Origin of the sequence: Roseobacter sp. HKCC-CH-9351 (genome assembly GCF_037830295.1) — a bacterium.
Lineage (GTDB): Bacteria > Pseudomonadota > Alphaproteobacteria > Rhodobacterales > Rhodobacteraceae > M30B80.
In genome coordinates, this window is sequence record NZ_JBBLYM010000001.1 from 615,237 (window position 1) to 635,672 (window position 20,436).

At 56.1% G+C, this 20,436-nt stretch carries 19 protein-coding genes; 4 read left to right on the forward strand and 15 right to left on the reverse strand.

Annotated features, from left to right (window positions below; translation table 11 throughout):
- The first annotated feature begins 110 nt into the window (after positions 1 to 110).
- From crtA to bchO, 4 genes are read left to right on the forward strand one after another with little or no spacing between them, the layout of a single operon-like run.
- Positions 111 to 833 (forward strand): spheroidene monooxygenase, encoded by a 723-nt coding sequence (crtA, locus tag AAC632_RS03185; protein ID WP_340298173.1) that lies wholly within the window; start codon positions 111 to 113, stop codon positions 831 to 833.
- A complete protein-coding gene (bchI, locus tag AAC632_RS03190; protein WP_340298172.1) occupies positions 830 to 1,834 on the forward strand; it encodes a magnesium chelatase ATPase subunit I in 1,005 nt (334 codons plus the stop codon). The genes crtA and bchI overlap by 4 nt, the downstream gene beginning before the upstream one ends.
- Positions 1,831 to 3,540, forward strand: a complete 1,710-nt coding sequence (locus AAC632_RS03195; RefSeq protein ID WP_340298170.1) for a magnesium chelatase subunit D — start codon at positions 1,831 to 1,833, stop codon at positions 3,538 to 3,540. The genes bchI and AAC632_RS03195 overlap by 4 nt, the downstream gene beginning before the upstream one ends.
- Positions 3,537 to 4,406, forward strand: coding sequence for an alpha/beta fold hydrolase BchO (bchO, locus tag AAC632_RS03200; RefSeq protein ID WP_340298168.1), 870 nt, complete (start codon positions 3,537 to 3,539; stop codon positions 4,404 to 4,406). The genes AAC632_RS03195 and bchO overlap by 4 nt, the downstream gene beginning before the upstream one ends.
- A 52-nt stretch (positions 4,407 to 4,458) precedes the next feature.
- On the opposite strand, the gene AAC632_RS03205 is transcribed toward bchO, so the two are convergent.
- The 15 genes from AAC632_RS03205 to bchF form a co-directional block, all read right to left on the reverse strand.
- Positions 4,459 to 4,902, reverse strand: a complete 444-nt coding sequence (locus AAC632_RS03205; RefSeq protein WP_340298166.1) for a c-type cytochrome — start codon at positions 4,900 to 4,902, stop codon at positions 4,459 to 4,461.
- A 91-nt stretch (positions 4,903 to 4,993) separates the two neighbouring features.
- Positions 4,994 to 6,205, reverse strand: coding sequence for a 5-aminolevulinate synthase (gene hemA, locus AAC632_RS03210; RefSeq protein ID WP_340298164.1), 1,212 nt, complete (start codon positions 6,203 to 6,205; stop codon positions 4,994 to 4,996).
- The gene (gene puhE, locus AAC632_RS03215) at positions 6,202 to 7,041 is read right to left on the reverse strand and encodes a putative photosynthetic complex assembly protein PuhE (RefSeq protein WP_340298162.1); all 840 of its coding nucleotides are present in this window, start codon (positions 7,039 to 7,041) and stop codon (positions 6,202 to 6,204) included. The genes hemA and puhE overlap by 4 nt, the downstream gene beginning before the upstream one ends.
- Positions 7,038 to 8,156, reverse strand: coding sequence for a magnesium-protoporphyrin IX monomethyl ester (oxidative) cyclase (gene acsF / locus AAC632_RS03220; RefSeq protein ID WP_340298161.1), 1,119 nt, complete (start codon positions 8,154 to 8,156; stop codon positions 7,038 to 7,040). The genes puhE and acsF overlap by 4 nt, the downstream gene beginning before the upstream one ends.
- On the reverse strand, positions 8,153 to 8,449 hold the full coding sequence (locus tag AAC632_RS03225; protein WP_317657116.1) for a hypothetical protein: 297 nt from the start codon (positions 8,447 to 8,449) through the stop codon (positions 8,153 to 8,155). The genes acsF and AAC632_RS03225 overlap by 4 nt, the downstream gene beginning before the upstream one ends.
- Positions 8,450 to 8,452: 3 nt before the next feature.
- Complete coding sequence (gene puhC, locus AAC632_RS03230) at positions 8,453 to 8,926, reverse strand: photosynthetic complex assembly protein PuhC (RefSeq protein ID WP_340243912.1); 474 nt, start codon at positions 8,924 to 8,926, stop codon at positions 8,453 to 8,455.
- 13 nt (positions 8,927 to 8,939) lie between these two features.
- Positions 8,940 to 9,578 carry a photosynthetic complex putative assembly protein PuhB gene (puhB, locus tag AAC632_RS03235; RefSeq protein WP_340298160.1) on the reverse strand — a complete coding sequence of 213 codons (639 nt, stop codon included), beginning with the start codon at positions 9,576 to 9,578 and terminating at the stop codon, positions 8,940 to 8,942.
- Between the two features lie 30 nt (positions 9,579 to 9,608).
- Entirely contained in the window at positions 9,609 to 10,370 is a 762-nt protein-coding gene (puhA, locus tag AAC632_RS03240; RefSeq protein ID WP_340298159.1) for a photosynthetic reaction center subunit H, read from the reverse strand.
- Positions 10,371 to 10,396: 26 nt separating this feature from the next.
- Complete coding sequence (locus AAC632_RS03245) at positions 10,397 to 11,818, reverse strand: PucC family protein (RefSeq protein WP_340298157.1); 1,422 nt, start codon at positions 11,816 to 11,818, stop codon at positions 10,397 to 10,399.
- A complete protein-coding gene (bchM, locus tag AAC632_RS03250; RefSeq protein WP_340298156.1) occupies positions 11,815 to 12,507 on the reverse strand; it encodes a magnesium protoporphyrin IX methyltransferase in 693 nt (230 codons plus the stop codon). The genes AAC632_RS03245 and bchM overlap by 4 nt, the downstream gene beginning before the upstream one ends.
- Positions 12,507 to 13,469, reverse strand: a complete 963-nt coding sequence (gene bchL, locus AAC632_RS03255; protein WP_317657109.1) for a ferredoxin:protochlorophyllide reductase (ATP-dependent) iron-sulfur ATP-binding protein — start codon at positions 13,467 to 13,469, stop codon at positions 12,507 to 12,509. The genes bchM and bchL overlap by 1 nt, the downstream gene beginning before the upstream one ends.
- A gap of 11 nt (positions 13,470 to 13,480) precedes the next feature.
- Entirely contained in the window at positions 13,481 to 17,041 is a 3,561-nt protein-coding gene (locus AAC632_RS03260; RefSeq protein ID WP_340298155.1) for a magnesium chelatase subunit H, read from the reverse strand.
- A complete protein-coding gene (gene bchB / locus AAC632_RS03265; protein ID WP_340298153.1) occupies positions 17,031 to 18,563 on the reverse strand; it encodes a ferredoxin:protochlorophyllide reductase (ATP-dependent) subunit B in 1,533 nt (510 codons plus the stop codon). The genes AAC632_RS03260 and bchB overlap by 11 nt, the downstream gene beginning before the upstream one ends.
- Entirely contained in the window at positions 18,560 to 19,843 is a 1,284-nt protein-coding gene (locus AAC632_RS03270; protein ID WP_340298152.1) for a ferredoxin:protochlorophyllide reductase (ATP-dependent) subunit N, read from the reverse strand. The genes bchB and AAC632_RS03270 overlap by 4 nt, the downstream gene beginning before the upstream one ends.
- The gene (gene bchF / locus AAC632_RS03275; protein WP_340298150.1) at positions 19,840 to 20,319 is read right to left on the reverse strand and encodes a 2-vinyl bacteriochlorophyllide hydratase; all 480 of its coding nucleotides are present in this window, start codon (positions 20,317 to 20,319) and stop codon (positions 19,840 to 19,842) included. Before bchF ends, AAC632_RS03270 begins: the two co-directional genes overlap by 4 nt.
- Between the last annotated feature and the right edge of the window lie 117 nt (positions 20,320 to 20,436).

The window sequence follows — 20,436 nt, forward strand, 5'->3', positions numbered from 1 at the left end:
ATCACGAATAGAAGCACCCAATAAAACAAAAGAAATAATTGAAATATATTGTTCTCTTTCCTTTATTGGCTAAATCTGTCACTATTAGTTGACAGATAAAAAGATCGGCCATGCAATCTGTAACGCTAAGCTTATTTCGATTTGGAACCGTCTCCGCACGGATGTGGGCCTTTGCCCAAATGGCAACGGCACGATTCGCCTTGCGCCGTGAGGCAGGGATCGGCTTTTTCAAATTGCTTGGCTCAGGCACGGGTGAGGGATTTACGCCCATTCCGAATGTTTCGGTTTATGCCATTCTTGCCACTTGGCCCGACCATGTGACCGCACAATCTCAGATTGCAAAAAGTCCAACCTTCCGCCGCTATCGCGCACATGCAGTCGAAGATTGCACCCTGTATCTCACCCCCAGCACAACGCGGGGGGAATGGGATGGGCAAGCGCCGTTTGTGACCGATGCTGAGCCAACAAACGGCCCGATTGCGGCGTTGACCCGCGCCACAGTAAAGCCCCTAAATGCGCTGCGCTTTTGGCGGCGCGTCCCCGATATTTCGCAGGTCATTGGCGATGATCCTAACGTTCTGTTCAAGATCGGCGTTGGCGAAGTGCCTCTCCTGCATCAGGTCACGTTTTCAATTTGGCCAGACACGCAAACCATGGCGCGTTTTGCACGCCATGACGGCCCGCATGCCCGCGCCATAAAAGCCGTGCGCGATGGCGCATGGTTCAAAGAAGAACTCTACGCCCGCTTTGCCCTAAAAAATATCGAAGGCACGTGGGAGGGCGGCTGTCCCCTGCAATCCCGTATCCCGACCTATGAAAGGCCCATTATATGAGCCACGCTTTTCCTTTTTCTGCCATCGTAGGCCAAGATGCGATGAAACAAGCCATGCTTTTGACCGCTATTGATGCGGGTATTGGCGGCGTTTTGGTTTTCGGGGATCGCGGCACGGGGAAATCAACCGCTGTGCGGGGCTTGGCCGCTTTGCTGCCTCCGATTGCGGCGATAAAGGGGTGCCCTGTGAATTCTGCCAGTGAGGCAGACATACCTGATTGGGCCAATGTTGCGGATCGCGAGGTGGTCGAAAAACCCACACCCGTGGTCGACCTGCCGCTTGGCGCAACAGAGGATCGTGTGGTCGGGGCCTTGGATATCGAAAAGGCGCTCGCCAAAGGTGAAAAGGCCTTTGAAGCAGGGCTTCTTGCGCGGGCCAATCGCGGCTATCTCTATATTGACGAGGTCAACCTGCTCGAAGATCACTTGGTCGATCTTTTGTTGGATGTGGCGCAGTCTGGCGAAAATCTGGTCGAGCGGGAGGGTCTCTCAATCCGCCACCCTGCCCGATTTGTTTTGGTGGGTTCGGGCAACCCAGAAGAAGGCGAATTGCGGCCCCAACTTTTGGATCGTTTCGGCCTTTCAGTGGAAGTGAAAAGCCCAAAGGATATCGACACACGCATTGAGGTCATCAAGCGCCGCGATGCCTTTGATCAAGACCGTGCGAAGTTTGTGAAATCATGGGCGAAATCGGATGAGGCTATCCGCAAATCCATCATTGCCGCGCGCAAACGCCTGTCAAAAATCCGCACAAGCGATGCGATCTTGAAGGATTGCGCCGCCCTGTGCCTTGAACTTGGATCAGACGGGTTGCGCGGCGAATTAACCCTATTGCGTGCCGCCCGCGCGCAAGCCGCGTTCGAGGGATCCTCCGAAATCACACGCGCCCATTTGCGGGCCGTTGCACCCATGGCGCTGTCACACCGCTTGCGCCGCGACCCGCTCGATGAGGCAGGCTCAACCACGCGCGTGATGCGCACAGTTGAGGCTGTGCTGCCATGACACCAGCACAGGACAGATGGGCCAGTTTCAATCTGGCCATCGCCCTGTTTGCGATTGATCCCGCACCCCTTGGGGGTATTTGGCTTCGGGCCCGCGTTGGCCCCGTTCGGGATCGGATTATTCAGGCTCTAAACACCGCGTTAGAAACTGATTTTTTTCCGCGCCTTCACCCAAAGTTCAGTGATGAGGCCCTGTTTGGGGGGTTAGACCTAAGCGCAACCTTGGCAACTGGGCGCCCTATTCAAACAGAGGGACTTCTTAACAAGGGCGGCACAGTAATCCTAACAATGGCCGAACGTGCCGAATCCGCGCTTTTGGCACGATTGGCGGGAGCGTTGGATGCTGAGACGGGCTTGTCGATTATTGCCCTAGATGAAGCCGCCAAAGAAGGCGAAGGGTTGAGGCTTAGCCTCAGTGATCGCCTCGGACTGCATCTGCAGCTTGATGCCATTCCACAATCGGCGGCGCAGGAAATGGAATTTGACGGCACAGCTTTGGCCGAGGCGCGTGCGCGCTTACCCCATGTGCGACATGCGCCTGACGACTATCGTGATCTGTGCTTGGTGGCTGAGGCGCTTGGCGTCACATCATTGCGCGCCGTTCAGCACGCGCTGCGCCTTGCCCGCCATTCAGCGGCCTTGATGGGGTCGGATCAGGTCGAACAGGCGGATTTGCAACTGGCTGTGGAATTGGCCCTTGCCCCACGCGCCACGCAAATCCCAGAACCAGCCCCGCCTGAACAATCGCCTCCCCCACAACCACAAGAGCCCGAGGCGCAACAAAGCCCATCTGACCCCGAAGATCCGCAAAAGGTGGGGGAGGATCTTCCCTCCTTTGAGGCGTTGATCGAGGCGGCAAAGGCCATGCTTCCGGCCGACCTCTTGGCACGATTGGCAGCACAGCGTGCCACACGGCAAAGCAAGGGCAGCTCAGGAACGGGCAACCGCAAGAAAGGCAATCACCGTGGCCGCCCCGTTGCCTCGCGCAGTGGCGAATTGGGGGGCGGCGCGCGGATTGATTTAATGGCAACCTTGCGCTCCGCTGCCCCATGGCAAGGGCTGCGCGCCCAGACGACAGCGCCCAAGCCGCGCGGCCTGCATATCCGCAAAAGTGACATCCGCGTAAAGCAGTTTGAACAAAGCTCTGACAGGGTGATTATCTTTGTGGTGGATGCGTCTGGCTCTAGCGCGATGTCCCGCATGGCCGAGGCCAAGGGGGCGATTGAGTTGATGTTGGCAGAGGCCTATGCGCGGCGCGATCATGTGGCCTTGGTTGCGTTTCGCGGCGCAGGCGCGGATATTTTGCTAAACCCCACGCGATCCCTCGTGCAGACCAAACGCCGCTTGCAAGACCTACCAGGTGGGGGCGGCACACCGCTTGCCGCAGGGCTGAAATCGGCCCTTGATCTGGCGGTTCTCACAATTGGAAAGGGAATGACGCCGTCCATTGCGGTTCTGACGGATGGGCGCGCGAATGTCAGTCTTGATGGCAGCGCAAATCGCGCGCAGGCGGGTGAAGATGCAAACAGTATGGCAAAGGCCCTGCGCGGTCGCGGTGTTCCCGCGATTGTCATCGACACGGGGCAACGCCCAACACGAGGGCTGGATGATCTGGCCAAGGTGATGGGCGCGGCCTATGTGCCGCTTCCGCGCGCAGATGCCAAATCCCTCAGCGCCGCTGTCGAGGCGGCACTGCCAAGCGCATGAGCGGGCTTGCGGATATTCCAAGCAACTGGCCATGGCGCGCCCATAGCCAAATCATCGCGTCACATCCGCATCGGTGGCATGTGCAGATTATGGGCACAGGCCCTGATCTGGTTTTGATCCATGGTGCAGGCGCATCTACGCATTCTTGGCGGGCCATGATGCCACTTTTGGCACAAACTCATCGCATCATTGCCTTTGATCTGCCAGGTCAGGGCTTTAGCCGTGCTAGCACCCGCAGTCGGTCATCCCTGTCCTTGATGGCGCAAGACGTTTTACGGCTTTTACAGGGCCAAGACATCACGCCTGAGGTGATTATTGGCCATTCTGCGGGGGCCGCGATTGCCTTGCAAATGATGCTGCTTGCGCCTGATACTGCACAAGGGGTCGTGACGATCAACGGGGCGGTTGAGAATTTCTCTGGTGCTGCGGGTTGGCTCTTTCCGATCATGGCAAAAATGATGGCGATGAACCCACTCACGGGGCTTTTCTTAGGCTCAGGGATGAGTGACCGCAGGCTGATTGCGATTTTGCAAACAACAGGCTCGGAACCTGACGCAGAAACCTTGGGCCATTATCGCGAATTGATGCGCAAACGCGCGCATATCGAGGCAACTTTAGCAATGATGGCGCAGTGGGATTTAGAGATGCTGCACCGCAGCCTTCCCCAGATCACTGCGCCGATCCTGTTCCTGCATGGCACCAAGGATCAAGCAGTTCCACTAGAGGTCGCGCAGCGCGCCCAAGGAATGGTGCCGCAGGGCGCCCTGAAGGTGATTTCGGATGCAGGGCATCTTTTGCCTGAATCACATCCCGCCGAGGCGGTTGATGCGATCACCGATTTCGTCCAATCGCTTCGCAAAAAATGAAAAAGGGCAGATCAATGTCTGCCCTTTTCAATGCCGTCACAAAACGATGCGGTTACTGCGCCGCAAGGCTTGCGAGATATGCATAGACGTTTTTCGCGTCATCTTCGTTACGAGCACGGAACGCCATAGCACTGCGTGCGCGGTTGTCACCGGTTGCTTCTTTCAAAAAGGCGGTCGGGTCTTGCATATAGGCCACAAACGCCTCTTCCGTCCAAACAACCCCTGCTTCACCTGCCGCGGTGATAGATGGAGAATAACGGAAATCTTCGATCGATGCCACAGGACGACCTGCAACGCCGTAAAGATTTGGGCCTGTGCGGCCATTGCGGCCTGCCAGAGTTTCACCTGCATCGTTTACCACCATGTGGCAGGCGACACATTGATTGAAGACACGCTCACCTGCAGCCGCATCACCCGATGCGCCATGGCCATCCGCGAAGGCGGACGTTGCAGCGCATAGTCCTGCGACTGCTGCGATGATTGCAGATTTTTTCATGGTTCTCTCTCCCTCGGTTAAAGGTAACCGCTGAGCAACCTAGCCCTTTTTCAAGCCGCTCCAAGGGCAATTTGCAGAAAACTTGTCAAATCTACGCGACTGCATGCGAAACAGCGCATTGTTTCCAGAGTGTTTTCAGGGCCAAAACAAGATATTCGACGTCCTCATCCGTGTGCAAAGGGCCGGGGGTAAAGCGCAGGCGCTCGGTGCCTTTGGGAACTGTGGGGTAATTGATCGGCTGCACATAAATGCCGAATTGTTCCATCAAAATATCCGACAGCATTTTGCATTTCACGGGATCTTTCACCATCACAGGGATGATGTGGCTGGCATTGTTGACATGCGGAATGCCTTCGGCATCAAGGCGGGCGCGCAAACGGGCAACTTGGCGTTGCTGCATGTCGCGCTCATAGCTTGAGTTTTTCAGATGATGAATCGAGGCGCGCGCAGCCGCCGCAACGGCAGGGGGCAGCGCCGTTGTAAAGATAAACCCGCTGGCAAAGCTGCGGATGAAATCCACCAAAGCATGGCTGCCCGTGATATAGCCACCGACCACACCATAGGCCTTGCCAAGCGTGCCTTCGATCAGGGTGATACGATCCATCAACCCTTCGCGTTCGGCCACACCGCCGCCGCGCGGGCCATACATGCCGACCGCGTGAACCTCGTCAATATAGGTCATCGCGCCATGCTTTTCCGCCACTTCAACGATCTCGCGGATCGGCGCAATGTCGCCATCCATCGAATAGACCGACTCAAACGCGACAATCTTGGTCGCATTGGCAGGCAATTCTGCCAATTGCCGATCCAAATCGGCGACATCGTTGTGCTTCCAAACCCGCTTTTCGCATCGTGCATGACGGATGCCCTCAATCATCGAGGCGTGATTCAACGCATCCGACAAAATCACCGCATTCGGAAGACGGCTGCCCAAAGTCGACAAGGCGGCCCAATTTGAAACATAGCCCGAAGTGAACAGAAGGGCCGCTTCCTTGCCGTGCAGGTCAGCCAATTCCGCCTCGAGCAATTTGTGGTGATAGGCATTGCCCGAGATATTGCGCGTGCCGCCTGCACCTGTGCCGCAGGCCTCGACTGTGTCGATCATTGCCTTGATCACATCGGGGTGCTGGCCCATGCCCAAATAGTCATTCGAGCACCAAACAGTGACTTCTTCTTGACCTTCGCCGTGATTTTGGACGCGGGGGAAATCTCCACATTTGCGCTGCAATTCTGCGAAGACGCGATAATTGCCCTCTTGTTTCAGGGTGTCCAACTGGCTCTGAAAGAGTATGTCAAAATTCATCGCACGTCCTCATTTTGCAAAATGGCGATCTGGGGGCCGTCTTGGCCATTGCTTTGGCGAGACGGAAGCATCCACCGCCACAGCCGTTCATCAGGAAGGGGCAGAACCATGAACCAATGCTCTAACAAAGCGAGCACGGTCAGGGCTGCCAATAAAGCGAAACCAATCTCTTGCGACATGGTTTGCGCGCTCCAAATCCGCTCCATCCAACAGGCAGCGGCAAAGCTGAGGCCTGTGATCGAGAGCGGAAACAGCCAATTCATCCGCGCGGTGCGAAAGTGACTTGGCAAATGGTTCAAGGGTTCGGGAATGAATTCCACATTGATTTTTCGTACCCCAAGATAAAGGTTCAGCTTGGCGCTGATCCGCGCGAAAAACAGAATTGCGAATGTCCACATCCCAAAGGGGTTCACGGCGTCCAGACTAAACAGGATCATCGTCACCATCATGAACACCAACAGAAGCTCATGATAGGCAATGGTGCCCCATGCGCGGATAAAGCGTTCCCATTCAGGAACCCCATCCCTCAGGCGGTTGCGATTGGGGCCCGTGATGACACCCGTCAAAAAGGCAAGCTCGATCCACCCCCAAAGCGCGATGGCAGATAAAAACGCTACATAAACCCCGGCTAGGCTCTCGTCATAGCGGGATTCCAAGAACCCAACCGCCCCCAAGATCAAAAAGGGCAGGTTCATCAAAACGGCCCAAATTCGGGCCTGACGGCCTGCCTGATCTGCGCGCCGCACAACCAAAAGGATTGCCCCTGTGGAAAACCACCACAGGAACAAGGCGACCAAGGCCGCCACCCAAGGATTATGCAGCGCAGCCGCGATCAATAGACAGGCTCCATCCGCGTGCTGACAGGCACGGCATGAGATTTCGCAGGGATCGTGAACAGGTTCACAAAGGCCAGACCCGCACGAATGCTAGCGCCAATTCGCTTGAAGAATTTGCCATGCGCCTTGGCATCGGCCAAATCCGCATTGGCGGCTTGCAACGCCGTTAGACCTTTCTGCCAACGGGGATGGTCAATGTCCAAAGTGATTGGGAAAATCTGCTTTGAGATGTCACTAGTCTTGCGGAACACTTCGTGGCCATACCAATCGGTATCTACACCCAAAGCCTCGTGAAAGGCGGGGCGTTGGTGGTCGCGCACATACATCGTTGCGAAAACGGCGGTGAGGAAGAATTTGATCCACAAGACATTCACGCCGCGCGTCAGCTTGGGATCAGTTTTCATCAACAGCGCGAATGCCTCGCCATGGCTAAACTCATCATTGCACCATTCCTTGAACCATTTGAAAATCGGATGGAACCGATGTTCAGGATGCGCCTCAAGATGGCGGAAGATGGTGATATAGCGCGCATAGCCGATCTTTTCGGACAGATATGTGGCGTAATAAATGAATTTCGGCTGGAAATAGGTGTATTTCTTGGCTTGCGTCAGAAAGCCCAAATTCACCGCAATCCCAGCTTCCCGCAGCGCGTCATTGATAAAACCTGCATGGCGGGCTTCATCACGGGCCATCAACTGGAACAATGTGGTGATGTCCTCATTGCTGCCGCGCCGTTTCATTTCTTTGTAGAGAACACAGCCCGAGAATTCGGCCGTGCAGGAGGAAACAAGGAAATCAATGAATTCCTTTTTCAGCTTTGGCTCCATCCCATCCCAATCGATGTGATCCCAATCTTCGTTTTTCTTGAAATGGCCCTTATTGGGGTCGGATTTCATTTGATCAATCAGCTGATCCCAATCGCTGCGGACTGATGAAACATCAATCGCATCCAATTCGTCAAAATTGGTCGTGTAAAACCGCGGGGTCAAAAGCGTGTTTTGCATCGCAAGCGCGGTTGCGCTTTCACTGTCAACCACCGCTTGTTCGTAATTGCGTGCCGCCAAAGCGTCTTCAACGGTGGTCGCATCTGCGGAATGTTTTACTTGGACATTCATAGCGAAACCTCCTCTGAGAAACTAAATTCGCACAGTTCCATGAACTCGAAATCACCTGTCATTTTTGTCCAAAGCTGTTCGATTTTGCTGGCGCGGGTGATCGTGGCGGTGCGGGTTTCACACACCACTTCGCCATAAGGCGCCATTACCGGCGCGCCATGCACCAATACCTCGTCACCTGGATTAATGGTTGCGCCGTTCAAGAATTTCACATGCGCGTGCAGGCTTTCGAATTTGTGGCTCACCTCAACCTCGCAAGGGGCCGTTTCGGTCGTTCTGGTCATCCATCCCATGGGTCATTCCTCCATGATGCGGGCAAAAACCCGCTCGTTATCCGCGCCAAAGCCATAAAGCTCGGTGCGGAAATCCGTCAGATCATCGCGTAGGGCGAGGCGGCCATCGGCCATCCGAACTAAACGGATTGGATCGCTGCCAGATGCGCCAACAGCGCCGCGGCGGCGTTCAAGCACGCGATAAATCCCCGCGACAAAGCCACCTTCCTCTTTGCTCAAGGTGACAATCACATTGCCTTCGGTATCCATCACGCGTGCTGATCCATCCATAGAGCCGAAAATCTGGATCAACCGCTCCTCCACAACGGGCAGTTCATCCGCGGATGGGGGCATTGCCGCGAGCGGGCGATCCGTCAGCTTGGCATAGGTCACGATGACAAGAACGCTCATGCACAGCACAAACATTGCGCGCACCAGAACCTTGGGCACCATTTCGCGGTCACGTTCGACCAGTTTATCTTCAGGGCTCATTGCCATAATCAGATCCCCCTTATTCTGCCGCAACCGCGCCACTTGGCGCAGGATCACGTTTGACAACGGGTTGGCTGACCACGGTTTCTGCCGCCTCAGACAGGACCGCAGCCACGTTTTGCGCATCAGGAATGCAACGCAACGCAGGTTGGGTGTTTTTCATCACCCATGGCCTCACATGGGGCCATGTATTCAAATAGGATAACCGCACATTGGATGGCATCAATTCCAAGGCAATCGTGCCAGTCCCATCCTTGCGCAATCCCAAATTCGCATTGGCCACCTGACGGTAGGGCAGGTTCAACGTCATCGTCAAAGCCGCACCAATCCGCATGGCAACACGGCGGTTTGTGATGGTGTAAACCGTTGCTTTGGCTTGGACATAGGCCACACCTAAAAGCAGAACCGCCACAATCGCGCCAAGCACCAAGAAGAAGGATGCAGCAATCGCACTGTCGGCCCATGAGGTGACGGCCGCCCCAGATGTGGTGCGCCAAGCGAAGAGGAATAGGAAATATCCAACGACCCACCAGAAACTCAGCGCATCTTTCGCCAGAGCAAACCAATGGGGTGCGCCCTGCCAAAGAATTTCTTCTCCAGCAGGGGGCTTTTCGGGCAAACCACGAACAGGCTCGGTCTGAAAGTCGTCATGTGGCATGGGTCGTCCTCCTTTAGAGGTGGTAAGAAATTACAAAAGCGGGTCTGTCCGCTCTTGGGAGGCGTAGAGCGTGCCGCCACCGAAGAAGCCTGAGATTTTATCTTCCTCAAGCAAGGTCACTTGATTGGGTGACTTGGTGACAGGGACTTTAGTGAAATGCTCTGCAAAGATCGAATTGACGACAACGCGGTCAGATTTGATCTTGGCTATCTGGATCGGAACCAAGCGGGCGGTTCCGTCAGCAACTTCAACCTCAAGATACCGCACCAATTGCTCGGGCGCATCGACCCACATATCAGTCACAGTGCCTGCTGCAGCGCCATCCCCCGCGATAACTGTAAGGCCACGCGGATCACGACCCGCTGAAACGCGGTAATCGTCCATCTGCCCCATAGGGACAATTTTCGGATGACCATGGCCGTCCAATTCGGGCAGGTCACGGCGCTTTGCCCAGCTTGCAGGGCCAACACCATCAACCATTGGATCGCCAGTGGGCTCAAACGGATAGCCATTCGCAGCATTGGTCTGACGCAGGGCCAGATTGTCACGCGCTTGCACATCCTTGCCTGGAACAGTGACTTCACCGCGGCCATGCATCAGTTTGAACGTCTTTTCCTTTGGCAAAGGAAAAGGCCCCTGATTGGCGGCAACGCTGCCATCATCATTTTCCAGCGGATAACCTTCCCGCATATTTTCAGTTTGCAGATAGTAAATCAGTAGGGCGAAGAAGATCCAAAACAGCCATATAGACAGGCTGGCCAGATCAAAATTGCCGAAAAATGCATTTTCCATGGATTTTATCCTCCTAGGTTCGGCGGTTACGTGGGCAGGTCGGCGAGCCCGATCTTGCCGGCCTCCCCGCGCGAGTATGTGCTTTGCGTCCGCACAAGCGGGCCCAAAGCGACAAGGGTGAAAAACAGAAGCAAAATTTCAAAATGATAGACGACCGAATAGCCCGTGGCGGGGCTATTCAACGCCTCGCCCAAGCCGCCAGAGATGGCGATCTGGTTAATTGTGTCACGCAGGCTACCCCCGATTGCGATGGACAAACCTGCGGCCGTTGCCTGAGCCGCGCCCCATGCGCCAAGCGCCAAGCCACGGCCCGCGCTGCCCTCGGCGGGCATGGTCATTGCGGCGGTGAGCATTGAAACTGAAAACAAGCCGCCGCCAAAACCAATGAGGCAGGCGCCCAAGAAGAACATAAATTCAGACGCCATCGGATTTGCAAAAATCACAGCGGAAAACGCGGCAAGCCCCGCCAATATCCCGCGCGCGCCCATCCGATAGGGGTTGATGCCATCTGACAGCCACCGCGCGGCCAACGCGAAACCAACCAAGGCCCCCGCTGACCATATCGCGGTCAAAAGCGTTGTTTTCGATACGCTCAACCCAAGGATTTCGCCGCCATAAGGTTCGAGCAAGACATCCTGCATGTTGAAGGCCATGGTGCCAAGGAACACCACAACCAAAAGCCTGCCCGCAGGGCCACCGCGCGCAAAATCGCGCCATGCATCGCCAAAACTTGGCGCAGGCTCTTCCCGCTCGGCCCTGGTCATCAAGCGGACTCTTTCCTGCTTCCAAAGGGCAATCATATTCAGAACCAAGGTCGCAACAGCCGCGCCTTGCACGACACGGATCAGGGTCAAGCCCGAGAAATCGCGCAGCAGCCAGCCAATCACGAGGGCTGAAATCGCCATGCCCACCAAATACATGACATAGAGCAACGCCACGACCCGTGGCCGTGTGTCCTCGGTCGCGCGATCTGCAGCCAAAGCAAGCCCTGCGGTTTGGGTCATATGCATCCCCAACCCCGTCATGACAAAGGCAAGCCCCGCAAGAACCTCACCCGCAAAGGGTAACTCGTGCACAACATCACCGCCCAAAACCAACAGGCTTGCAGGCATGATCGCGAGACCACCAAACTGCCACAGCGTGCCAAACCACAAATAAGGTATCCGCTTCCACCCCAACGCGCTGCGATGGTGATCCGATTTGTGACCCAAAAAGGCACGAAACGGCGCAATCAACACAGGCAAGGCGACCATGATCGCCACCAATGTTGCAGGCAATGACAGCTCTACGATCATCACGCGGTTCAGCGTGCCCAAAAGCATGACCCCCGCCATCCCAACCGAGATCTGAAACAGGGACAAGCGTAGCAATTGTGCCAAAGGCAATGCGTCACTCGCGGCATCTGCAAAGGGCAAGAATTTTGTGGAGATGCGAGACAAGGCGCTCATTTCACATACTCCAAACAAGAGGAGATATAAAACCCGCGCGAGACCCGCGCGACCTCGGAAATCGAGCCTGTTGCCCCTGTTTGTGACGTATGATGACGCAAATATTTTGCCGTGTGCGGGATCATCATAGGCGAGCGATCTGAGCGCGGGAACAATTTTCCTAAACCCCAAAAGGCCATTAGAAACGCTGTGCGCGGCGCAACAGTGAACACCACCTTACCAGAAACGCGCGGACAGAGCTGCGCCAAGGCGCGGCCCAAATCTGGCGCCTCGTAATAGATCATCGAGTCCATCGCGATCACATGATCAAAGCTGCCTAAATCAGGGGACAGCATATCGCCTGCGCGGAACTCGACCTGAGATTGCAAAGTTTCTGGAAGGCGCTTTTTCGCGATTTCAACCAAAGAGGGCGAGATATCAATCGCGACTACATATGCACCCCGCGCAGCCAGTTCAGCGGTCATCTGCCCCGCACCACAGCCCGCATCCAAAATGCGCAATCCCGTCAAATCCTCAGGCAATTGCCCAAGCATTATCGCGCGCATCTGATCACGCCCTTCGCGCACAGTTTGGCGCACGCGCGAGACAGGCGCATCCGAGGTCAGCCGCTCCCATGTTTTGGTGGCGGTTCTGTCGAAATATTCTTCAACACGGGCGCGGGTCGCGCCATATGTCGGCGTTGCGACCATCAATCAAACCCTAGCAATTCGAAGATACGCCGATCCTCCAAGGGTTCAGGCGCAAGTGGTTCTGTGCCAGCCCAAAGCGTTTCAGCCAAACGGATATATTCTGCACGGCATTGCACGATATCCTCGTCATCGGGCATCTCGAACAGTGTCTTTTTCTTGAGGCGGGAACGGCGAATGGCATCCACATCAGGCATATGGCCAATGCGGCGGAACCCGACCTCTGAACAGTAACGATCCACCTCATCGGTGTCGCGCGAGCGGTTCGCGACACACCCCGCAAGGCGGACGTTGTAATTCTTGGATTTGGCCTGCACTGCCGCAATGATGCGGTTCATCGCATAGATACTGTCAAAATCATTCGCTGTGACGATCAAGGCACGATCTGCGTGCTGCAAAGGGGCTGCAAAACCGCCGCAGACCACATCGCCTAGAACATCAAACAAGACGACATCCGTATCGTCTAACATGTGGTGCTGTTTCAGCAGTTTCACTGTTTGACCCACAACATAACCGCCGCAGCCCGTGCCAGCGGGGGGGCCGCCCGCCTCGACACACATCACGCCATTGTAACCCGTGGTCACGAAATCCTCGGGGCGCAGTTCTTCGGCGTGAAAATCGACATCCTTCAAGATATCAATCACAGTCGGCTGCAAATGCCCCGTCAGGGTAAATGTGCTGTCATGTTTTGGATCACAGCCGATTTGCAGAACACGCTTGCCCAATTTGCTGAACGCAGCAGATAGGTTTGAGGAGGTTGTGGATTTGCCAATCCCACCCTTGCCATAAACCGCAAAGACCTGCGCGCCTTCGATCTTCAGGCTTGCATCCTGATGCACCTGCACAGAGCCATCCCCATCCTCGCCCTTGCGCAAAATTGGGGGGGTGGCCAAGCCCCGCTTGGCCAGTCCTTCGGCCTCTCGCGCGTTCGCGCGGGCGGCTGGGGGATTTTTATGGTCAAGCATCGTGGTCTCTCCTATTCCGCTGCAACATCCAGGCCTTCGAGTCGGTCTTCCAACTCATCGGCACTGGCCTGAAGCGCGGCCAAAGTTTCATCATCGGGCTGCCAGTAATTGCGTTCAAACGCCTCAAGAAGGCGGTTTGCCATCCGCACAGAAGCCTGCGGGTTCAGCGCCGACAAACGCCGCCGCATCTCTTCATCCAACACAAATGTTTCGGACAGGCGTTGATACACCCAAGGCTCGACCTGTCCTGTGGTCGCCGACCACCCAAGTGTGTTGGTCACTTGCGCTTCAATCTGGCGCACGCCTTCGTGGCCGTGTTTCAACATCCCTTCGAACCATTTCGGGTTCAGACTGCGCGACCGCGTCTCAAGCGCCACTTGGTCTTGCAGGCTGCGCACGATGCCCGCACCGCGGGTTTGATCGCCGATGAACACGGGCGCATCGCTGCCTTTTGCGCGTTTAACAGCACGCGAAATGCCGCCCAAAGTGTCGAAGTAGTGATCAACCGTGGTGACCCCCAATTCGACCGATTCAAGGTTCTGATAGGCCAAATCAACATCGCCCAAAGCGGCCTGAAGGAGGCTTGCGTTTTTCTTGGCTTTCCCGTCACGGCCATAGGCAAAACTTTTGCGGGCCTCATAGGCATCGGCCAGTTCGTCCTCTTCACCCCATGCGCCACTATCGACCAAGGCGTTGACATTCGACCCATAGGCCCCTTCGGCATTTGAGAACACGCGCAAGGCAGCGTCTTCGATATCGCAGCCCATTTTCTGCGCATAATCGAGGGCATGGGCGCGGATGAAATTTTCTGCGCAAGGCTCATCCGCCGTTGCGGCCTTATAGGCCGCTTCTGCCAACATCCGTGTCTGAAGGGGGAGAAGGTCGCGGAAGATACCCGACAGCGTCATCACAACATCAATACGCGGACGGCCCAATTCGGCAAGCGGGATCAAATCAGCCCCGCAGAGGCGCCCATATCCATCAAATCGGGGGGCAGCACCCATGAGCGCCATCGCCTGCGCAATCGGCCCACCATCAGATTTAATGTTATCAGACCCCCAAAGAACAATCGCCACCGAACGGGGTAAATCACCCACCGCATCGAGCAAACGCTGCGCTTGTTTCGCACCGTCCTGCATCGCAAACGCGGTGGGCATACGGAACGGGTCAAAGGCGTGAATATTGCGCCCCGTTGGCAAAACATCAGGGCTGCGGATGAGGTCGCCACCTGCAACAGGCGCGATATAACGCGCCGATAGGGCGCGCATCAGCGCAGGCAATTCGTGATCCTCTCGCAGCAATTGATCGACCCGAGCCAGCGTTTCAGGGTCTGTTTCGGCCATCACGCGCAAATGTTCGGCCCGCTCCGCATCCCCCATGGAGCGGCCCATGACATGCAAGCCGTCTGGGATCAGCGCCGTTTCCGTTTCAAGCAGGGTCAACCACAGATGATCGGGGTCGCTGCCATCCAAATCAACCACTTCGGCCTGCATCGCAATCAGCGCGGCAAGGTCGGCACGCTCATGCGCATCAGGGGCAAGACTGCGATAGCGCGACAGGCTGTCTTTTAGCTCGGACAGGCCCTTATACAGACCCGAAGCCGCCAAAGGCGGGGTCAAATGCGTGACTGTAACGGCATTAGAGCGCCGCTTGGCCAAAGTTGCCTCGGACGGGTTATTTGACGCGTAAAGATAAATGTTCGGCACTTCGCCAATTAAACGATCAGGCCAATCACGCGCGCCAAGCCCCGCCTGTTTTCCAGGCATGAACTCAAGCGCGCCATGCATGCCAAAATGCAAAATCGCATCTGTCTTAAACGTGTTGCGCAACCAAAGATAAAATTGCGCAAAGGCATGGGTGGGCGCAAAACCTGTCTCAAACAACAGGCGCATTGGATCACCTTCATAGCCAAAGGTGGGCTGCACACCGACAAAGACATTGCCGAAATGGGCGCCTAAAATGAACACACCGCGGCCGTTTGACTGCACCTTACCAGGCGCGGGGCCCCAGGCCGCCTCAATCGCAGCCAAGGGGGGTGTGTTGCGTAAGATCGTGTCTGCATCAACAATATCGGCTACATTGGCCTCTTGCCCATATTGCGCCGAGTTGCCCTTGAGAACCGCTGCGCGCAGATCATCGACCGAAGCGGGTAGGTCGACCCGATAGCCTTCGGATTTCAGGGTCGAAAGTGTGTTATAGAGACTTTCAAAGACACTGAGATAGGCCGCGGTGCCCACAGCGCCCGCATTGGGCGGAAAACCAAAGAGAACAACCGAAATCCGTTTGTCGCGGTTCGCCTTACGCCGCAAAACCGCCAGACGTGCGGTTTTTTCAACCAATGACGCGATACGCTCATGGCACGGGGCCATCGCCTTTTGACAGGCACTGGCTTGGCACATATGGCTGCACCCTTGGCAGCCTTCCGCACCATGGCGACCACCAAAAACAGTGGGATTTGTTGCGCCATCAATCTCGGGCAGCGCAACCAGCATCGTAGTCTCAACTGGGCCAAGCCCGCCACCTGATGCGGCCCATTGGCCCAATGTCTGAAATTCAATCGGATGCGCCGCGATATAGGGCAGATCGAGATCGCGCAGCACCTCAACCGCCGCCGCGCTGTCATTATAGGCAGGGCCACCAATGAGGCTAAAGCCCGTCAACGACACCATCGCATCCACGCGATCATTCGTGAAATACTCGGAAATTGCAGGACGGCCATCCAACCCACCCGCAAAGGCGGGAACCACGGCCAAACCTGCGGCCTGCATTTGACGGATCACGCCATCATAATGGGCGGTGTCAGACGCCAGAATGTAAGAGCGCATCATCAACAAGCCGACTGTCGCAATCGGATTTTCAGGCTGGGGCAAATCAGCAAGATCGGTGGTGATGCCATTATGCGGCAAGTCAGGGTGATAGAGCCCAAGTTCTGGGTAATCAATCGGCGCTTCAGCCTCTGCGCCATGGAGATCAGATTGGCTGGAATAGCGACCCACCAAGAAGCGGATCATTTGCTCGACATTATCATCCGAGCCACCCAACCAATATTGCATCGTCAAAAACCATGCGCGCAAATCCTGCGCCTTGCCGGGAATAAAGCGCAGAATTTTCGGCAATCGGCGCAGCATAGTCATCTGCTTATGCCCAGAATTCGCGTTTGGTTTGGATGAGCCACGCAGCTTTTTCAAAAGCTTCATCGCGCCTGAGGCGGGCTTGAGCATATCCAACTCGCCCATACGGGTCAGCGATACGACCTCTTTAGCCGAGATCACCCCAATCATCGCATCACAGGCATCACGGCGGGCCTGCAAGTCGGGCAAGATTGCGGTGATATGTTCCTCAATGAACAAAAGATTGGCAACAATGATATCGCCATGGCGCACAGCCAAACGCGCCTCTTCCAAGGCGGCGGGGTTTTCGGCCCATTCGGCACTGGCATGGACGGAGACAGACAGCCCTGGAAACTCGCCCGACAACCGTTCGCTGACGCGGGCGGCAGGGCCTGCCGCGTGGCTATCCAACGTGACAATGACCACGCGATAGCCGGGGATATGATCGCCATCACCGCGCATAATGGGCCTTCGCCTCATAAAGCGTATCTACGCTGATCTCAGACATGCCGCGCTCGGCTGCGAATTTTTCGGTATTCCGCTTGGCCTTACCCCGCACAAAGAACGGGATTTTCTTCAATTCTTTTTCCGCACAAGCGAGCCAAACCATGACATCGGAGCCCGTGTCTTGTGCGCGCTCGTGAACCTCTGGCGTAGGGGCAGTGGGGGCCACAGCCTTACCCCCGTGGTGACTGGCGCCTGCGTCATCATGGAATTCGAAATCCTCGCGGAACATGGTCAGCAAATGTTCCTCAAGACCCATCACAAGGGGGTGAATCCATGTATCGAAAATGACATTTGCGCCTTCCCATCCCATCTGGGGCGAATAGCGGGCAGGGAAATCTTGCACATGAACCGGGGCCGAGATCACGGCGCAGGGGATACCCAAACGCTTGCCGATATGGCGCTCCATCTGCGTGCCAAGGATCATCTCGGGCGCGGCTTCTTCGATGGCTTGCTCAACGGCAAGATAATCGTCACTGATCAGGGCCTCTAGACCAAACTCTTTGGCCAAAGCACGGATGGGGCGGGCAAATTCGCGGTTGTAGCAGCCAAGCCCAACCACCTCGAACCCCATCTCATCACGGGCGATGCGGGCGGCGGCGTGCACATGGGTCGCATCCCCGAATAGAAACACGCGCTTGCCGGTCAGATAGGTGCTATCGACTGACTTACTCCACCAAGGTTGGCGCAGGCGGGTTGTGTCGATTTGTGGCTCTACACCGCAGATTTGAGCCAGTTCATTCACGAAATCATGGGTCGCGCCTACGCCAATCGGCACAGTTTTTGTGTAAGGTTGATCGCAGACCCGCTCAAGATGCCGTGCCGCAGCCTCGGCATGTTCAGGATACATCAGGATATTGGCATGGGCCGCGCCCAATCGCGCGATATCCTCAGGCGTTGCACCAAATGGGGCAACAACATTCACGGCAATGCCCATTTGTGTCAGAAGATGTTTGATTTCTTCAATATCGTCTCGATGCCGAAACCCAAGCGCCAAGGGGCCAATAAGATTGACCGAAACCTCCGCACTGCGCGGCATGGGTTTGGCCAAGGCTTTTACGATTTGAAAGAACGTCTCATCGGTGCCGAAGTTTTCTTTGCGCTGATAAGACGGCAGTTCCAATGGGATCACAGGGATAGGCAGACCCATGGTTTCAGCCAAGCCACCGGGATCATCTTGAATCAATTCCGCGGTGCAAGAGGCCCCCACAATCATGGCTTGAGGCACAAACCGCTCATAGGCCGCGCGGCAGGTATCGCGGAAGATACCCGCGGTATCTGCGCCCAAGTCGCGCCCCTCAAATGTTGTATATGTGACAGGCGGGCGGTGGTCGCGCCGCTCAATCATCGTGAATAACAAATCCGCATAGGTATCACCTTGCGGCGCGTGCAGCACATAATGCAGACCGCGCATCGCGGTCGCGACACGCATGGCACCAACATGGGGTGGGCCTTCATATGTCCAGACGGTCAATTTCATCGCGCGGCCCCCTGCTCGAGGATCGCGCGGCGGCGCAAGGGGCGTGAAAAGAGCCCTGCCAAATCCCCCGCCTGTTCGTAGAAATGGACGGGGGTAAAGACCAGCTCAATCGCCCATTTTGTGCTCAGACCTTCGGCCTCAAGGGGATTTGCCAAACCCAGACCGCAAACCGTCAAATCGGGTCGCGCAGCGCGCACGCGGTCAAGTTGGACATCAACATCCTGCCCTTCTGAAATGCGCGGCCCCTCAGGGATCAACGCCAAATCAGGGCCAACCAAGCCACGATGGATATAGGGCGCGCCGATCTCAACGGCCTCCATTCCACATTCACGGGTCAAGAAACGCGCAAGTGGGATTTCCAACTGGCTGTCGGGCATGAAGAACACGGATTTCCCACGCAAAGCCGCGCTTGCATTCTCAATGGCCTTACGGGCGCGTGCGCGGGGGGCCTCCGTAACACGGGCAAATGTGGCGTCATCTACGCTAAACTCATCGGCGATGGCGCGCAGCCATAGGGTTGTGCCTTCCTCCCCAAAGGGAAACGGCGCCGTAATCCGCCGCGCGCCGCGCCGCTCAAGTGCGGCTGTCGTGTCGCCCAAAAACGGTTGGAGGCAGGCAAAGACGGTATTTTCACCAATCTCAGGCGCACCCTCAGCACGCGAGGACGGCAGAACACGGATCGGGCCAATGCCCATCTCCGACAAAAGCGTGATCGCCTGATCTTCGACCACATCGGGCAAGGCGCCAACCAAGACCAATTCCCGTGCTTGGCTTTCCTTCAGAACAGGCACCATCGCGGCAAGGCAAGCATCCTCGCCTTGGGTAAATGTGGTTTCAATCCCGCTGCCCGAATAATTCAGCACCCGCACATGGGGGGCGTGGGCGGTCGTCAAACGCTCGGCCGCGCGGGCGAGATCCAACTTGATCACCTCAGAAGGACACGAGCCCACAAGGAAAAGCTGCTTGATATCGGGACGGCGCGACAACAGCCGTGCGACCTCGCGATCCAATTCGTCATTGGCATCTGCCATACCCGCCAAATCGGTTTCTTCGAGGATTGCTGTGCCAAAACGGGGTTCAGCAAAAATCATCACACCCGCGGCAGATTGCAAAAGATGCGCGCAGGTGCGGCTGCCGACAACGAGGAAAAACGCATCCTGCATTTTACGGTGAAGCCAAATGATGCCCGTGAGGCCGCAGAATACCTCGCGCTGTCCGCGCTCTTTTAGAACGGGCGCATCGGCGCAGCTTTGGGCCTTGATTGGTGCAGGGGTGTTCATCTGTCCCCCTCCAGCCGCGCTTGGCGCAGCTTATAGAGGAACTGCGCCGCGTTGATTACATAGGCCGCGTAGGCCGCGAGCGCGGTCCACATTTGCTGAACCGCAGGCACCCCTTGGATCAAAGCCGCCACATAGGCCAAATGCAATGCGATCACGAGAAAGCTGACCACATCCTCCCAAAAGAATGCGGGGGCGAAAAGATATTGGCCAAACACCACTTTTTCCCAAATCGCGCCTGTCACCATGATGGTCAAAAGCACCGCCGTTTTGGCAATGATGGAATATGTGGCGAGGTCATAGCCCGCGCCCGTGATCAAGAATCGTCCGACCAGCGCAAGCGATACAAGAAAGACAACAAACTGAATCGGCGCAAGAATCCCCTGAACCAATGTCCAGATGGTTGCGTCACGCCTTGCGCGCTCATCCACGCTGTAAAGCTTGCGTGACGGGCTTGCTGTCAGACTATCCGATGGCATTTGTCTTTGATTCCAGTCTGTCAATTAAGGAAAGGCTAGCCCTCAAAGGGGTAAAGTGTCAATTAAAACTTACAGTCTTGAACTTGACAGTCGCCAGTTTTGCAAGGGTAATGGCCC